We start from the raw sequence: 16428 nt of genomic DNA on the forward strand, positions 1-16428 counted from the left end.
GAACCGCCTGTGCGGCTGCGAAGTCACGGCCGATGCTTTCGCAGTGCCGCACGGATGAGCAGCGGCGCGAGGCCGGCGGCGCGCACGCCCCGGTCGAGAACGAGGCGCGGCAGGGTCAGGCCGAGGAGCGCCGCCGCCTCGGGGGGCTCCGGCAGGCGCGGTGCCGTCTCCACGAGATCGACGGCGAGGTCCAGAACCACCTCCGGGCGGAATGGGATGCCGAGCTCGGCCACGGGCAGGATCCCCTGCCCCCGGATCTCGACCTGTCCGGCGAGGCTCGGATGGGGACAGGCCACGAGTCGCCCTTCGCGCACCGTACAGACGACGCGGTCGTCGGCCACGAAGGCCCCGTCGGCCGCGTCGGCGAGCAGGAGCGCGAGACTGGATTTGCCGGCGCCCGACGGGCCGCGAATCAGGATCCCGGTCTCGCACAGCGCGATACAAGCGCCGTGAAGGGTGAGCATCAGGCGTGGAGTTGCCGCGGGGCCGCCGGCAGGCGGACCACGAAGCGGGCGCCGCGCACGGTGGGCTCGCCATCCTCATCCGGGGCGCCGGGCCGGTTCTCGGCGCGGATCGTGCCGCGATGGGCCTGGACGATCTGGCGGGAGATCGACAGGCCGAGCCCTGAATTCTGGCCGAAGCCCTGCTCGGGCCGGTCGGTGTAGAAGCGCTCGAAGATCCGCTCCAGGGCATGCTCCGGGATGCCCGGACCCTCGTCCTCGCAGATCATCTCCACCTCACCGCGCACCCGGCGCAGCACCACCCGGACCTTCGCGTCGCTCGGCGAGAACGAACGGGCGTTGTCGAGGAGGTTGTTGACCACCTGGCCGAGCCGGCTGTCGTGGCCGATGATCGTGAACGGCGCATCCTGCTCCGATCCGATCGATTCGACGTCGAGCTGGATCAGGCAGTCCTTCGGGCGCCGCCGCTCGTTGGCCACGGAGACGACGGTGGTGAGAAGCCGCCGGAGATCCACGCGCCGGGCTTCGGCGCGCGCGAGTTCCGCATCGAGCCGCGAGGCGTCCGCGATGTCGCTGATCAGCCGGTCGAGGCGCTTCACGTCGTGCTGGATGATCGCCATCAGGCGGCCGCGGGATTCGTCGGTCTTGGCGAGCGGCAGGGTTTCCACCGCGCTGCGCAGCGACGTGAGCGGGTTCTTCAGCTCGTGGCTGACATCGGCCGCGAAGCTCTCGATGGCGTCGATCCGCCGGTAGAGCGCCTGGGTCATGTCGCGCAGGGCGCCGGACAGATGGCCGATCTCGTCGGTCCGCTCGGTGAAATCGGGGATCTCCTCGCGGGTCTTGATGCCCATCCGGACCTTCTCGGCGGCCTCGGCGAGGCGGCGCACCGGCCCCGCGATGGCGCCGGCCAGCAGGAACGACAGCACCACCATCACCGCCGAGGCGACGAGGAAGACCTGGAGCAGGCCGAACCGCTCCGAGGCGATGACCCGGTCGATGGCGTCGCCCTGGGTCGAGATCAGCAGGGCGCCGCGGACCGAGCCGGCCCGGTGGATCGGCACGGCCACCGACACGGTGGTCTCGCCGAGCTTGTTGCGGCGCACGAGGCTGCCGCGGTTGCCGCCGAGCGCCGCCTGGACCTCCCGGAGGGAGTGGCCGTTCACCGGCCCGGTCTCCTCGGCGGTCTCGGTCCGGCTGCGGAACAGGCCGCCGAGCTTCGCCTGGATCGTCTCGAAGGCCGATTCGAGCATCCCGGGCTTGTGGGGCTTGGGCTCCAGCGGATCGGGCCGGCTGGCGTCGCCGCGCTTGAACAGGGTGCGGGTGTCGAACAGGAGGCCGCCCTCCTGATCGTAGACCCGGGCGCGGTTGCCCGTCGGCGTCACGAGGCGCGACAGGAGCGGCGCCACTTTCTCGGGGTTGAGCGAGAAGGCGAGCGGCTGCGATTCCTCCTCCGCCGCCTCGCCGGCCTGCTGCTGAAGCAGCTTGTCGGGATCGATGCGGATCGTGTCGGTGTCCACCGACGCGGAGGCGGCGATCGCCCCCGCGATGATCTCGCCCTGGATGGCGAGGCTCTGGATCCGGGCCTGGATCAGGCCCTGGCGGAACTGGTTCAGGTAGAGGAACCCGACGAGCAGCGCGATCAGCCCGACGAGGTTGAGGACGACGATGCGGCGCGTCAGGCTCGACGAGGCGCGCTGACCGATCGCGTCCCACACGGCGCGGGGCAGGCCGAGCGGTCGGGACAGAATCTGGGCCAGGGAGGCGCGGGGCGGGGCATCCTCGGTCTGGGGCTGGGTGGTCCGGGCGGTCACGGGGCGGATCCTGGAGATCACGCCTCCTTGAAGCGGTAGCCGACGCCGTAGAGCGTCTCGATCATGTCGAAGCTCTGGTCGGTGACCTTGAACTTCTTGCGCAGCCGCTTGATGTGGCTGTCGATGGTCCGGTCATCGACATAGACCTGATCGTCGTAGGCCGCGTCCATCAGGGCGTTGCGGCTCTTCACCACGCCGGGGCGCTGCGCGAGCGCCTGCAGAATCAGGAACTCCGTGACCGTCAGGGTCACCGGCTCGCCCTTCCACGTGCAGGTGTGGCGCTCGGGATCCATCATCAGCGCGCCGCGCTCCAGCGACCGCGCCGCCACCTCGGCCTCGCCCCGGGGCGTGCTGCCGGGGGCCTCCTTGGCGAAGCGCCGGAGCACCGCCTTTACCCGCTCCACGAGGAGCCGCTGCGAGAACGGCTTATGGATGAAGTCGTCCGCGCCCATCTTGAGGCCGAACAGCTCGTCGATCTCCTCGTCCTTCGAGGTCAGGAAGATCACGGGAAGGTCGGATTTCTGCCGCAGGCGTCGGAGAAGCTCCATCCCGTCCATGCGCGGCATCTTGATGTCGAAGATCGCGAGATCGGGCGGCGAATGGCGCAGACCGTCCAGGGCGGAGGCGCCGTCCGTGTAGGTCTGGATGCGGTAACCTTCGGTCTCCAGCGCGATCGACACAGAGGTGAGGATGTTCCGGTCGTCGTCGACGAGGGCGATGGTCGGCATGCGCGGTCCCTGACTGAACGGGCTCAGGCGCGGTCCCGGCTCTACGCACAGGCCGCGCCGCATCCCGGCCCACGAGGGGCAGACGAAAACGCGAACCGGGCAGTTTCGGCGCAGCCCGGCACACGCAAAGGGACAGGTGCTTTAGTACGACCGATCGGAAAAAGCGAGCGGCGGTCATAGCTTGGCCGTAACAGCGGCATGCCGCGGCCCATCTGACGCGGTTCGGACGCCTCGCGCGCGCTGCGGCAGATCGCTAACATGGCGGCGGAATGCGGCGGCAATTCGGACCGGGGAGGAATCGCGGATGGGCGAGACGATGGACACGGGTCCGGGTCCCGGCGGACCGGCCCGTCCGCTGCCCGCCGAGGCGGCGCCGTTCGACGCGATCGGCCTGTCGCGGATGCTCCTGCGCAGCATCCGTTCGGGTGCCCTCGCGACCCTGGATCCGGACGGCACGCCCTTCGCGTCCCTCGTCACCATCGCCACCGACGTGGACGGCACGCCGCTGATGCTGCTGTCGCGGCTGTCGGCCCATACCCGCAACCTGCTCGCCGAGCCGCGCTGCTCGCTGCTGTTCGCGCAGGGCGGCAAGGGCGATCCCCTCGCCCATCCGCGGCTGACGGTGGTCGGCCGCGCCGTCCAGACACCTGAGGCGCGGGCACGCGAGCGGTTCCTGGCCCGCCACCCGAAGGCCAAGCTCTACGCCGATTTCCCCGATTTCGGCTTCTTCGCCCTCGCGCCGGACGCCGGCCATCTCAACGGCGGCTTCGCCAAGGCCGCGACGCTGACCCGGGACCAGCTCCTCCTCGATCTCTCGGACGCGCAGCCGATCGTGGCCGGCGAGCGCGGCGCCGTGGAGCATATGAACGCCGACCATGCGGACGCGCTGGCGCTCTACGCCGCGGGCGCAGGCGGCGAGGCCGGGCTGCCCTGGCGGCTCACCGGCCTCGACCCCGAGGGCATGGACCTGATGGCGGGCGATCGCACCGTCCGGGCCCCCTATCCGGAGCGCGTCACCGACATGGGTGCGCTGCGCAAAAGTCTCGTTGCCATGGCCGCGCGGGCGCGCGCGACCGGTGCGGACGCGTGAACGCGCAAGGACTTCACGATCAGGCATGGCGAAAAGTCGCTGCGTGCCCCATATCGGGGCGATGAGCGATACCCAGACTGATACCTACCCCTTCAGCCTCGATGTGGAGCCGGTCGGCGAGAGCGGCTCCCTGTTCCAGTGGAGCATCCGCAAGCACGGCAAGCTGCACCAGCGCTCGGACCGGAAACATCCGACCGAGGCCAAGGCGCGCTCCCATGGCGAGGCCGAGATCGAGCGCCTGATCCGCGACCGCGGTCGCTGATCGGACGGACGATCGTCGGCGACAGTCCCGTCGTTCACCCGGGGGCCGGCACGTTCCGGCCCCCGTCGTTTGTCCGTGGACCGGACGACCGGGTCCATGCCCTCCGTCATCCCGGGACCGCGACGCGCAGCCCGCGACCGGGACACCCGGCGGGATCCGACGGTGCCAGCCGGTGCGGTTCTGGTATTCGGGCCCTTCTGCGCCCGCCCGGAATGACGGGACGGGACCCTCATCGCGACGGCGCCGGTCCTCAGGCGCTTAGGCCGCGCTTGGCGCCTTCCCGCGGCGCTGCTATCTCGCGCGGGAGCCGATCTTTTCGAATACGTCCCGACGTCAGAGGGTGCGCGCCAGCGTGCGCCCGAACGGAATGCCGATGACAGCCCCGATCGAATCCATCCGCAATTTCTCGATCGTCGCACATATCGACCACGGCAAATCGACCTTGGCCGACCGGCTGATCCAGGCCACCGGCACCGTCGCGCTCCGCGACATGAGCGAGCAGATGCTCGACTCGATGGATATCGAGAAGGAGCGCGGCATCACCATCAAGGCGCAGACCGTGCGCCTGGAATACAAGGCGCAGGACGGCAAGGATTACGTCCTGAACCTGATGGACACGCCCGGCCACGTGGACTTCGCCTACGAGGTGTCGCGCTCGCTCGCCGCCTGCGAGGGGTCCCTCCTCGTGGTCGACGCCTCGCAGGGCGTGGAGGCGCAGACCCTCGCCAACGTCTATCAGGCGCTCGACGCCAACCACGAGATCGTGCCCGTCCTCAACAAGGTCGACCTGCCGGCGGCCGAGCCGGACCGGGTGAAGGAGCAGATCGAGGAGGTGATCGGCCTCGATGCCTCCGACGCGGTGCCGATCTCGGCCAAGACCGGGCTGAACATCGAGGCGGTGCTGGAGGCGATCGTCACCCGCCTGCCGCCGCCGAAGGGCAAGAGCGACGCGCCGCTGAAGGCGCTCCTCGTGGACAGCTGGTACGACGCCTATCTCGGCGTCGTCGTGCTGGTGCGGATCATCGACGGCACCCTCAAGAAGGGCATGACCATCCGCATGATGGGTGCCGACGCGGTCTACGGCGTCGACCGGATCGGCGTGTTCCGGCCGAAGATGGCCGATATCGACGCCCTCGGCCCGGGCGAGGTCGGCTTCTTCACCGGCTCGATCAAGGAAGTGGCCGACACCCGCGTCGGCGACACCATCACCGAGGACAAGCGCCAGACCACCGAGATGCTGCCGGGCTTCAAGGAAGTCCAGGCGGTGGTGTTCTGCGGCCTGTTCCCGGTGGACGCGGCCGAGTTCGAGAACCTCCGCTCGGCCATGGGCCGGCTGCGGCTCAACGACGCCTCCTTCTCCTACGAGATGGAGTCTTCGGCCGCCCTGGGCTTCGGCTTCCGCTGCGGCTTCCTCGGCCTCCTGCACCTGGAGATTATCCAGGAGCGGCTTGAGCGCGAGTTCAACCTCGACCTGATCTCGACCGCGCCCTCGGTGGTCTACCGCCTGAAGATGCGCGACGGGGAGGTGAAGGAACTCCACAACCCGGCCGACATGCCGGACATCATGAAGATCGAATCGATCGAGGAGCCCTGGATCCGCGCCACGATCCTGACGCCCGACGAGTATCTCGGCGGCGTGCTGAAGCTCTGCCAGGACCGTCGGGGCGTCCAGATCGACCTCAACTACGTCGGCAAGCGCGCCATGGTGGTCTACGACCTGCCCCTGAACGAGGTGGTGTTCGATTTCTACGACCGGCTGAAGTCGATTTCGAAGGGCTATGCCTCTTTCGATTACCACGTCTCGGATTACCGCGAGGGCGATCTCGTGAAGATGTCGATCCTGGTGAATGCCGAGCCGGTGGACGCCCTGTCGATGCTGGTCCACCGCACCCGCGCCGAATCGCGCGGCCGGGCCATGTGCGAGAAGCTCAAGGACCTGATTCCCCGCCACCTGTTCCAGATCCCCGTCCAGGCGGCGATCGGCGGCAAGATTATCGCCCGCGAGACGATCAAGGCTCTGTCCAAGGACGTCACCGCCAAGTGCTACGGCGGCGACATCTCGCGCAAGCGCAAGCTTCTGGACAAGCAGAAGGAAGGCAAGAAGAAGATGCGCCAGTTCGGGCGCGTCGAGATCCCGCAGGAAGCGTTCATCGCGGCGCTGAAGATGGACGATTGAGGCGCCGCGTTGGTGAGGCGCTTTCCGTCATCTGTCACGAGGAAGACGCGAGAGCCGATCTTGCTTTTGCGTTCGAACGTGATGGCCGGTTCTGAAATGGGAACCGGCCTTTTCCGTCGTTGCGAGCGCAGCGACGCTGCGGGGCGCAAAAAGAGCGTCTACCCCGGCGGCAGCACGTCGATCTGGATCCCCGCATAATACGCCGCCAGATTGGCGATATCCGCGTCCGACAGCTCCTTCGCGACCACGTTCATGATCTCGTTCTGCCGCTTGCCGTCGCGGTACTCGGTGAGCGCCTTCACGAGGTAGGGCTCGACCTGACCCGCGAGGTTCGGCGCCTCCGGCAGCTTCGAGAGCCCGTCCATCCCGTGGCAGGTCTGGCAGGCGGTCGCGCGCTTCTTGCCCGCAGCGGCGTCGCCGGCCTCGGCCGAGAGCGGGACGAGCGTGGCGGCAAGGAGGAGAAGCAAGCGGATCATCGGGGCGGGCTCGAACTCTCGGACCGGTGGAGACTGGCACCCGCGCCTCCGGACGGGGCGCGGGTCCCCTCTCCCGTGCGGGAGAGGGACAGAGTGAGGGATCGGATCTTTCCGGAGACGGCGCACCCCTCATCCCAACCCTCTCCCGGACGGGAGAGGGGGTGCGTCGCGCCCATTCGCGACGGGACGCCCCTCTCGGTGAGGGGCGCCCCGTCACAAGACACTACTTCTCGTAGGAGATCCGGTAGATCGCCCCGGCGGAATCGTCCGAGACCAGCAGCGAGCCGTCGAGCATCACCGCCACGTCCACCGGGCGGCCGAGATACTCGCCGTCGCCGGTGAGCCAGCCCTCGGCGAAGGGCTTCACCGATTCCACCTTCCCGTCGGCGCCGAGCTTGGCGAACATCACTCGGGCGCCCACCGGCTCGGTGCGGTTCCAGGACCCGTGCTCGGCGATGAAGATCCCGCCCTTGTAGGAGGCCGGGAACTGCTTGCCGTTGTAGAAGGTCATGCCGAGATCGGCCGCATGCGGGGGCAGCTCGGCCTGCGGCGCGACGGCGTCGGCCGGCGGGGTCTGGTCCTTGTACTCCACCGTGCGGACCGCGCCGCCGCCGAACCACGGGAACCCGAAATTCTCGCCGGCCTTGGTGGCGCGGTTGAGTTCGCCCGGCGGCTTGTCGTCGCCCATGCCGTCCACTTGGTTGTCGGTGAACCAGAGGGACTTGTCGGTGTTGAAGTCCATCCCCACCGAGTTGCGGATGCCGGTGGCGTAGACCTCGCGGTTCTTGCCGTCGGCATCGATGCGGATGATGCCGCCGATGCCGGTCTTCTTGTAGAGATCCATCTTCTCGGGCGGCGGCACGTTGTAGGGCTGGCCCAGCGCGATGTAGGTCTTGCCGTCCGGCCCGACCCGGCAGACCCGGGCGGTGTGGTTGAAGCTCTCCTCGGAGGCCGGGATCAGCGCACCCTGCTTGACCAGCACGCCGGCAGCGACGTCCGGATTCTCGTAGAAGAACTCGGCGGCCGGGAAGGCCAGGACGCGGTTCTGCTCCACCACGGTGAGCACGCCGTCCTTCGAGAAGCAGACGCCGTTGGGGATCTTGAACGCGATGCCCGGCGCGAAGGGCCGGACCTCGTCGGCGACCCGGTCCTTGTCGCGGTCGGTGACCGTGAAGATCTTGCTCTTGCGCGTGCCGACGAACAGCACCCCGGCATTCGGGCCGACCGCGATGGCGCGGGCATCCGGCACCACGGCATAGAGATCGATCTTGAAGCCGTCCGGCAGCTTGATCTTCGACAGGTTCTTGCGGATCGCGTCGGCGCGCCGGCCGGTCTGCGGGATTTCGGCGGCGGCCTGCGTGTCCGTGCTGTGGAAGCCCTCGAGCTTCTCCAGATCGTCGGTCTTGGCCTTGGTCTCGGCAGGGGCGGCGCCCTGCGCCAGGGCGGGCAGAACCGCCGCCGGCATGGCCACGCCCGCGACGAGCGCGGCGAGAAGCAGAGATCGCATCGAAACAAATCCTCCCGGCGGCCCTCGGTTCAGGGCATTACCGGAAGGGAACGATAGGGGCGCGGGAGAGACCGGCAAGCCGCTTCGGTGACGCGGGCCCGGTGCTGTTGCGCGTCAGGCGACCTTGCGCGGCACGAGACGCTCGCTGCCCAGCGCCGCGTCGGCCCCCGACACGCCAGCCTCGGTGTACTCGGCATCCTCGTTGACCCGCCAGACGTCGTGCCGGCGCCGGCCGCAGAGGATGTTCTCCACGGTCAGCATCGCGGTCATCATCGCGTGGTCCTGATTGTTGTACTTGTGCATGCCGTTGCGGCCGACGAGGTGCAGGGTCGGGAAATCCCGCTCCAGCTCCCGCCGCACGGTGACGACGTGGCCGGCATACTCCTCGTCGTAGACCGGGTAGGCCTTCGGCTGGCGGACCACGCAGGCATCGACCACGTCGGCCGGGTCGATCAGGCCGATCTGACCGATCTCGCGCTTGGCGAGCTCCACCAGCTCGGCATCGTCGGCGTTCCAGAGGCCGTCGCCCTCGAAGCAGAAATATTCGAGGCCCAGGCAGGTATGGTCCGCGTCCGGCACCATCTCGGGGGACCACGAGCGGAAGTTCTGCACCCGGCCGACCTTCACCGACGGGTCGTGGATGTAGATCCAGTTGTCCGGGAAGTTCTTGTCGGACTTGGCGATGAGCGCCACCGTCAGGAAATCGCGGTACTTCAGCGCCCGGGCGTTGAAGGTGCTGAGCGGCCGCGGGCGGATCGCGTCGACCAGCTCACGGACCGGCGCGGACGAGATGACGTTGCGGGCCGTGAAGGTCTCGCGGCTGCCGTCGGCGCGGCGGGCCGCCACCGTCCAGATGCCGGTCCCGGCATCGTAGCTTAGGGAATCGACGCTGCGGTCGAGGCGCAGGTGGCCGCCCTGGGCCTCGATCTTGGCGGCGGCGGCCTCCCACATCATGCCGGGTCCCCGGCGCGGATAGCGGAACGACTCGATCAGCGTCTTGATGACGGGTCCGCCGGCCGGGGCCCGCTTGCGCAGGCCCAGGGAGCGCTTGATGCCGTCGCGGATCGCCGCGCCGAGGTCGAGCCCCTTGATGCGCTGCGCCGCCCAGTCGGCCGAGATCGCGTCGCAGGACATGCCCCACACCTTCTCGGTGTAGGTCTTGAAGAAGATCGCGAACAGGCGCTCGCCGAACTGGTTGCGCACCCAGGCGTGGAAGGTCTTCGGCTCCTCGATCGGCCGCAGGCGGGCATAGAGGTAGGAGGCGACGCAGGCCGCACTGGTGAAGACGCCGAGGTTGCGGAGCGCCTCGAAGGCCTTGAGCGGGTAGGCGTAGTACCGGCCGCGGTAGTAGATCCGGGACAGGCGCGGCCGCTCGATGAAGTCGTTGGGAAGGATCTCGTCCCAGAGATCGACCACGGCCTGCGACTTCGAGAAGAAGCGGTGGCCGCCGATATCGAACAGGTAGCCGTTGTGGGAAACGGTTCGCGAGATCCCGCCGACCTGCGCCGGATCCCGCTCCAGGACGGTGACGGAGCGCCCCTTCTTCGACAGCAGGTAGGCGGCGGTCAGACCCGCGGGCCCCGCGCCGATCACCAGCGTCTCGGTGTGGTGGCTCATCCCATGCTCCGGCGATTGGTGCGGCGCGCGACGCGCAGGACGCCGACCGGACGGCAGGATGCCGGGTCGTGGTTAAGGAATCGCTGGCGCGGCGGCGGGAACGCGCGGCCGATGTCCCTTGACCGCGCGTTAAGCCGAACCGCGCCAGCATGACGGCGAGGGCATCGACCGCCCGCCCGGGTGATCCAACCATGCCGGCTCCGGCGCCCCTGCCCTCCCGACCGCGCCGGCGGATCGAGACCCGCACGCTCCTGTGGGTGCTCGCTGCCCTCTGCATCGCGACGATGAACGCGCCCCACGCGGTGTGGGAGACGATCCGGCACCTGCGGGTTCCGGATACCGACGACGCCATGCGCCTCGTGGAAGTCCGCGACCTGCTGGCCGGACAGGGCTGGTTCGACAACGTCCAGTACCGGTTCCTGGCCCCGGCCGGCACGCCCAGCCACTGGTCGCGCCTCGTGGACGCACCCATCGCGGCGATGATCCTGGGACTCACGCCCCTGACAGGTCGCGCGCTGGCGGAAGGCCTCACAGCCGCCTTCTGGCCCATGGTGCTGTTCGGGCTCTACGGCTGGGTTCTGTATCGCGGCGTCCGGCACAGCTTCGGGAGCCGGGCCGCGCTCCTGGCCCTGGTGGCGGCGACGCAGACCTTCGGTGTCACGATCCAGTTCCAGGCAGGCCGGGTCGATCATCACAATCTGCAGATCATCGCGATCCTCGGCCTCGCCTTCTGCATGATCGGCGGCGATCTGAAGCGGGGCGTGATCGGTGGGATTCTGGCCGCCGTCTCCCTGGCGATCGGGCTTGAGGGGCTGCCCTTCGTGGCGCTGGCCGCCCTGTATCTCACGGGCGACTGGTGCCTGCGCGGAGCGCCCGCCCGGGCCCCGCTGGCGGGCTTTGGCCTCGGGCTCGGGGCCGCCGCGCCCGCATTGTTCGCCGTGCAGACAGCGCCTTCCCTCTGGGGTGTCTCGCATTGCGACGCGCTCTCGCCACCGTGGCTCTGGCTGACCGTGGGCGGCCTCGTCTTCGCCACCGGAGTCGCCGTCGCGGGAGAGCGCATGGCGACGATCCGCGCCCGGCTCGCCCTCGCAGGCTTGGCCGGATGCGTCCTTCTGGTCGGGTTCGTCGCCGCCTTCCCGGCCTGCCTCGGCGGCCCCTTCCCGGACATGCCGCCTCTCGTGCGGATCCATTGGCTGCTGACCGTCAACGAGATGGCGCCACTGACGAAATTCGTGGCGCGCGGCCAGTGGGAGGCGCTGGTCTTCTATCCCGTCGTGATCCTCGCGACCTTCACCGCATCCGGGATGGCCTGGCGCGGGCCGGAGCGTCGGGCTTGGTCGGTGATGGCGCTGTTCCTGTGGCCCGGGCTGATCCTCGGCATCATTCAGTTCCGCGGCCTCTACATCGCCTCCGGCTTCGTGCCGCTGGTGGCGGGCATCATCCTCGATCGGGCGCTGGCGCGCGCCGCAGGCCCGCCTGCCGATGGCCCACGCTGGCAGATCGCGCTCCTCGGCGCCGGAATGATCAGTTGCCTCTGGATGATCCCGGCGCTCCTGTTGGGAGCGTTGGCGCCGGACCTGCGCACCGCGCCGGATGCGGCCGAGGTCACAGCCTGCCTCAGCGATGCCGCCGTGCGCCCCCTCGCGGCCCTGCCGGAGGGCACCGTGCTGGCGCCGATCGTCCTGGGACCGTCGATCCTGTTGCGGACACCGCATAAGATCGTGGCCGCGCCGTATCACCGGGCGATTCCCGGACTCACGGCCGCAATCGAAGGGCTGGGCGGTACCGAGGCCGACCTCGACCGGGTGCTGACGGAGTTCGGCGTTCAATACCTCGTCGCCTGCCCGGCCCGGCCGGCCGACGATCTTCAGGCCGAGACGGCCTTCGCCACGCGACTCGCCCAGGGCGAGGTCCGGAGCGCCCGCCTGATGCCGCTGGACCTGCCCGGCCCTCTCAAGGCGTGGCGCGTGATGCCCTGAGCGTCAGAACAGGCGACGATCGAGACGGATGATCCGGCAAAGATCGCCGGCGGTCGCGGCCGGCGCGTGCGGCGCGCGGATGAGCAGGGCCTCAGAGCGTCCGAGAACGCCCAGCATGGAGGAATCCTGGCGCTGCTCGGCGGTCGCGATGGGCAGCTGGCCAGGTTCCACGGTGAGGCTCGCGCGCATGTAGTCGGCGCGGCCGTCATTCGCCGAAAGGTCGCGGCCGAGCCTCGCCGGCTCGCTGCGGTCGGCGCCCGCCTGCGGATCCCCCTGGAGCGCACGGATGGCCGGAACCACGAACAGCAGCCCGCAGACGATCGACGAGACCGGATTGCCCGGCAATCCGATCACCAGCATGTCGCCGAGGCGGCCGTGCATCAGCGGCTTGCCCGGCCGGAGGGCGACCCGCCAGAACCCGAGTTCCAGTCCCTCCTTGGCGAGCGCGCTCTGAACCAGATCGTGGTCGCCGACGGAGGCGCCCCCGAGGGTGATGAGCAGGTCGGCCCGCGCCTCGCGGGCCCGACGGAACGCATCCGCCAGGGCGGCGTGGTCGTCGGCCGCGATTCCGAGATCGATGATGTCGGCACCCGCCTCCGCCGCGAGGGCCGCCAGCGCGAGGCTGTTCGAAGCGACGATCTGGTCCCAGCCGGGCGTCGCCCCGGGCTCCACCAACTCATCACCGGTGGCGAGAATCGCAACCCGCGGCCTCCGCCGCACGGAGAGGCGTGGATGGCCAGCCGCCGCGGCCAGCGCCAAGCGCCGGGCGTCGAGGCTCATGCCGGCCGGGATCAGGGTTTCGCCCGCGATGAAATCGAGGCCCGCCCGACGGATGAACCGCATCGGCTCGACCGGCTCGAGGACGCGCACCGTCCCATCCTCCGCGGACGCATTCTCCTGGATCAGAATCGCATCCGCACCCTCCGGAACCGGCGCGCCGGTGAAGATCCGCACCGTCTCGCCTGCGCCAATGCGTCCCGAGAAGCCGTGTCCGGCCGCACTGGTGCCGATCATCCGCAGAGATGCCCCCACCTCTGAGGCGTCGGCGCTGCGCACGGCGTAGCCGTCCATGGCCGAGGCCGGGAACGGCGGCTGTGTGCGGGAGGCGCCGACATCCGCGGCGAGCGTCCGGCCGGCAGCCTGCGCCAGCGGCACGGTTTCGGGTTCGACCGGACCGGCGACGCTCGCGAGAACGCGCGCCAGCGCCTCGGCGACCGGGATCAGGTCGCTCATTCCTGCGGGGCCCGATACGCGCCCGAGCGACCGCCGTCCTTTGCGATGAGGCGTATGCCCTCGATGCGCATACCGCGATCGACCGCTTTCACCATGTCGTAGACCGTCAGGCAGGCCACCGAGACCGCGGTCAGGGCCTCCATCTCGACACCCGTCGGACCCTGCACCCGGACTTCCGCGGCGATGCGCAGGCCCGGCAGCGCCGCGTCGGGCTCGCACTCGACTCGGACCTTCGACAGCAGCAGCGGGTGACAGAGGGGGATCAACTCGTGGGTGCGCTTGGCCGCCATGATGCCGGCGAGTCGCGCCGTGCCGATCACGTCCCCCTTCTTGGCGTCGCCCTCGCGGATCAGCGCCAGGGTCTCGGGCCTCATCACGATCTGGCCTTCCGCCCGGGCGGTCCGGTCGGTGGCGGGCTTGTCGGTGACGTCGACCATGTTGGCCGCGCCGCTGGTGTCGAGATGGGTCAGCGTCGAGCCCGGCTCCATCGCTTAAGCCTTCTTCCGCGGCTTGCCGCCCTTGGTCTCCGCATCGCCGAACAGCAGGGTCCGGGCCGCCTTCGCGACGTCCGGCTGCCGCATCAGGCTCTCGCCGACCAGCACCACGCCGAGGCCGTTGTCCCGGAGACGCACCACGTCGGCATGGTCGCCGATCCCGCTCTCGGCCACGGCGATGCGATCGGCCGGTATGCCCGGCGCGAGCCCGATCGCGGTCTCGAACGACACCTCGAAGGTCTTGAGATTGCGGTTGTTTATGCCGATCAGGGCCGTACCGAGGGGGATCGCCCGGGTCAGCTCAGCCGCGTCATGCACCTCGACCAGGACATCCATGCCGAGGAGATTCGCCGTCTCAACCAGGGCCACGGCCTCGTCGTCGTCGAGGCAGGCCATGATGACCAGAATGCAGTCGGCGCCCCAGGCCCGCGCTTCGTAGACCTGATAGGGCTCGAACAGGAAGTCCTTGCGCAGCACCGGAAGCCCGCAGGCTTCGCGCGCCGCCGTCAGGTACTCGGGCCGGCCCTGGAACGAGGGCTCGTCGGTGAGCACCGACAGGCAGGTCGCGCCGCCGGCCTCGTAGGCGGCGGCCAGGGTGGCCGGATCGAAATCGGCGCGGATCAGACCCTTGGAAGGCGAGGCCTTCTTCACCTCGGCGATGAGCGCCGGGCGGTCCTCGGCGAGGTGGGCGCGGATCGCCGCCGCAAAACCGCGCACCGGCTCCGCCTGCGCGACCCGGCGTTCCAGCTTGGCGAGCGGAACGCGCAGCTTCGCTTCGGCGATCTCGCGGCGCTTGTAGGCCTCGATCCGCGCGAGGACGTTCGGCCGCTCGGGCGGCGCCTCGGCGCCGGTCTGCTGGGTCGCGTCGTGCGTCAGCGAGCTCATCGGCCCTCCTCCCCGTTGGAGTGGTCGTTCGAAGCCCGGACAAGGCGGGCGAGCGTCGCCCGGGCCGCCCCGGAATCGACGGCATCCTGCGCCCGCGCGACGCCGTCCGCCAGGGCCTGCGCGGCACCCGCGACGACGAGGGCAGCCCCCGCATTGAGAACCGCGATATCCCGGTAGGCGTTGCGGGCGCCGGCCAGAACGGCCTCAAGCGCCCGGGCATTGTCGGCCGGATCGCCGCCGCGCAGTTCCTCGGGGGCGCGCAGCGCCAGCCCGAATTCCCGCGGGTCGATGGTGAAGCGAGACAGCCTGCCTTGATCGAGGGCCACCACCCGCGTCGGACCCGTGACGGTGATCTCGTCGAGCCCGTCGGACCCGTGGACGGTCCAGACCCGGCGGCTGCCGAGTTCCGAAAGGACGCGCGTCAGCGGTTCGGCCAGCGCCTCCTGGGCGACGCCGAAGAGCTGATAGCCGACGCCGGCCGGGTTGCTGAGCGGGCCCAGCAGATTGAAGATCGTCCGGACAGGCAGTTCGGAGCGAACCGCCGCCACGTGTCGCATCGCCGGGTGATGGGCCTGGGCGAACAGGAAGCAGAGACCGGCCTCGTCGAGGCAGCGCACCTGCCCGGCCGGATCGAGGCCCAGACGGACGCCCAAAGCCGCGAGCACGTCGGCCGCGCCCGACCGGGAGGTCGCGGCGCGATTCCCGTGCTTGGCCACCGGCACGCCGCAAGCGGCCACCAGGATGGCGGCCAGCGTCGAGACGTTGACGCTGCCGGAATGGTCGCCGCCGGTGCCGACGACGTCGATAGCGTTCGCGGGCGCCGCGACGCGCGTCATGCGTTGCCGCATGGCCTCGGCGGCGCCGACGATCTCGTCGACGGTCTCGCCGCGCACCTTAAGGGCGGTGAGGAAGGCGCCGGCCTGGACCGGCGTCACCTCGCCCGACAACAGGTCGTCGAAGGCGGCACGGGCCTCGGCACGGTCGAGGGCGAGGCCCCCGGCGACCTTCGCGAGATGGGGTCTGAAACGATCCATGGCTTCTGACGGAGGGCCGCCCCGGCCTCCCGGCGTCAATGCACGTCGGCACGCGTCCTGTCACGCGCCGTATTCCAGGCCGTGGCAAGATCGAGGAAGTTCTTCACGATCTCCGTGCCGTGCTGCGACCGGATGCTCTCGGGATGGAACTGGACGCCATGGAGCGGACGCTCGGCATGCTCGAGCCCCATGATCAGGCCGTCCGCCTCCGCGGTGACCCGCAACGCGGCCGGGCAGGTCGCACGATCGACCACGAGGGAGTGGTAGCGGGTCGCCTCGAAGCTGTCGTTCAGGCCGCGGAACAGGCCGCGGGCTCCGTGCCGGATCGTCGATACCTTGCCGTGGAGCGGCAGGGGCGCCCGCACGACATCGCCGCCGAACGCTTGTCCGATGGCCTGGAGACCCAGGCACACGCCGAAAATCGGGATCTCCTCGGACAGATCACGGACCACGTCGAGGCAGATACCCGCCTCCGTGGGCGTGCATGGCCCGGGCGACAGCACGATCGCGTCCGGCGCCCTGGCGCGGATGTCGGGGATCGTGAGCGCGTCGTTGCGCACGACATCGACGGTCCCGCAGAGCGGACCGATCAGGTGCACGAGATTCCAGGTGAAGGAATCGTAGTTGTCGATGACGAGGACGTTGGGCATCGCGGCGGCACGCTCGGGCATGCAG

Annotated in this window: 15 protein-coding genes; 4 read left to right on the top strand and 11 right to left on the bottom strand. The window is 69.6% G+C overall.

All coding sequences use genetic code 11. The annotated features are described in order from the left end of the window. Nucleotides 1–23: 23 nt before the first annotated feature. From GGQ91_RS07445 to GGQ91_RS07455, 3 genes are all read right to left on the bottom strand, one after another. Nucleotides 24–464 carry an HPr kinase/phosphorylase gene (locus tag GGQ91_RS07445; protein WP_182591691.1) on the bottom strand — a complete coding sequence of 147 codons (441 nt, stop codon included), beginning with the start codon at nt 462–464 and terminating at the stop codon, nt 24–26. Beyond that, entirely contained in the window at nt 464–2218 is a 1755-nt protein-coding gene (locus GGQ91_RS07450; protein ID WP_051975922.1) for a sensor histidine kinase, read from the bottom strand. The genes GGQ91_RS07445 and GGQ91_RS07450 overlap by 1 nt, the downstream gene beginning before the upstream one ends. A gap of 71 nt (nt 2219–2289) precedes the next feature. Continuing rightward, a complete protein-coding gene (locus GGQ91_RS07455) occupies nt 2290–3000 on the bottom strand; it encodes a response regulator transcription factor (protein ID WP_020094607.1) in 711 nt (236 codons plus the stop codon). 304 nt (nt 3001–3304) lie between these two features. Between GGQ91_RS07455 and GGQ91_RS07460 the strand changes: the two genes are divergently transcribed. The 3 genes from GGQ91_RS07460 (at nt 3305) to lepA (ending at nt 6528) form a co-directional block, all read left to right on the top strand. Further along, nucleotides 3305–4090 carry a HugZ family pyridoxamine 5'-phosphate oxidase gene (locus GGQ91_RS07460; RefSeq protein ID WP_051975902.1) on the top strand — a complete coding sequence of 262 codons (786 nt, stop codon included), beginning with the start codon at nt 3305–3307 and terminating at the stop codon, nt 4088–4090. A gap of 25 nt (nt 4091–4115) precedes the next feature. Next, complete coding sequence (locus GGQ91_RS07465) at nt 4116–4352, top strand: hypothetical protein (RefSeq protein WP_236952957.1); 237 nt, start codon at nt 4116–4118, stop codon at nt 4350–4352. Nucleotides 4353–4725: 373 nt separating this feature from the next. Beyond that, a complete protein-coding gene (gene lepA, locus GGQ91_RS07470; protein ID WP_043351666.1) occupies nt 4726–6528 on the top strand; it encodes a translation elongation factor 4 in 1803 nt (600 codons plus the stop codon). 158 nt (nt 6529–6686) lie between these two features. On the opposite strand, the gene GGQ91_RS07475 is transcribed toward lepA, so the two are convergent. From GGQ91_RS07475 to GGQ91_RS07485, 3 genes are all read right to left on the bottom strand, one after another. Continuing rightward, the gene (locus GGQ91_RS07475) at nt 6687–7004 is read right to left on the bottom strand and encodes a c-type cytochrome (protein ID WP_043351655.1); all 318 of its coding nucleotides are present in this window, start codon (nt 7002–7004) and stop codon (nt 6687–6689) included. A 223-nt stretch (nt 7005–7227) separates the two neighbouring features. Further along, nucleotides 7228–8511, bottom strand: coding sequence for a PQQ-dependent sugar dehydrogenase (locus GGQ91_RS07480; RefSeq protein WP_043351653.1), 1284 nt, complete (start codon nt 8509–8511; stop codon nt 7228–7230). A 114-nt stretch (nt 8512–8625) separates the two neighbouring features. Further along, entirely contained in the window at nt 8626–10128 is a 1503-nt protein-coding gene (locus GGQ91_RS07485; RefSeq protein WP_182591692.1) for an NAD(P)/FAD-dependent oxidoreductase, read from the bottom strand. 191 nt (nt 10129–10319) lie between these two features. Between GGQ91_RS07485 and GGQ91_RS07490 the strand changes: the two genes are divergently transcribed. Then, entirely contained in the window at nt 10320–12107 is a 1788-nt protein-coding gene (locus tag GGQ91_RS07490; protein WP_182591693.1) for a hypothetical protein, read from the top strand. A gap of 3 nt (nt 12108–12110) precedes the next feature. Here the strand turns inward: GGQ91_RS07490 and GGQ91_RS07495 are convergent, their stop codons facing one another. Genes GGQ91_RS07495 through GGQ91_RS07515 form a run of 5 tightly spaced genes read right to left on the bottom strand, consistent with a single transcriptional unit; the run spans nt 12111 to nt 16403 of the window. Continuing rightward, nucleotides 12111–13340, bottom strand: coding sequence for a molybdopterin molybdotransferase MoeA (locus GGQ91_RS07495; RefSeq protein WP_182591694.1), 1230 nt, complete (start codon nt 13338–13340; stop codon nt 12111–12113). Then, nucleotides 13337–13828: a cyclic pyranopterin monophosphate synthase MoaC gene (moaC, locus tag GGQ91_RS07500; protein WP_043351646.1), complete on the bottom strand. Its 492-nt coding sequence runs from the start codon at nt 13826–13828 to the stop codon at nt 13337–13339. Before moaC ends, GGQ91_RS07495 begins: the two co-directional genes overlap by 4 nt. 3 nt (nt 13829–13831) lie before the next feature. After that, nucleotides 13832–14719 (bottom strand): indole-3-glycerol phosphate synthase TrpC, encoded by an 888-nt coding sequence (gene trpC, locus GGQ91_RS07505; protein ID WP_043378522.1) that lies wholly within the window; start codon nt 14717–14719, stop codon nt 13832–13834. Further along, nucleotides 14716–15753, bottom strand: a complete 1038-nt coding sequence (gene trpD / locus GGQ91_RS07510) for an anthranilate phosphoribosyltransferase (RefSeq protein WP_182591695.1) — start codon at nt 15751–15753, stop codon at nt 14716–14718. Before trpD ends, trpC begins: the two co-directional genes overlap by 4 nt. 35 nt (nt 15754–15788) lie before the next feature. Next, on the bottom strand, nt 15789–16403 hold the full coding sequence (locus tag GGQ91_RS07515) for an anthranilate synthase component II (RefSeq protein ID WP_043761266.1): 615 nt from the start codon (nt 16401–16403) through the stop codon (nt 15789–15791). Nucleotides 16404–16428 lie beyond the last annotated feature (25 nt).

This window comes from Methylobacterium fujisawaense, from assembly GCF_014138435.1.
In the GTDB taxonomy this organism is placed as follows: domain Bacteria; phylum Pseudomonadota; class Alphaproteobacteria; order Rhizobiales; family Beijerinckiaceae; genus Methylobacterium; species Methylobacterium fujisawaense.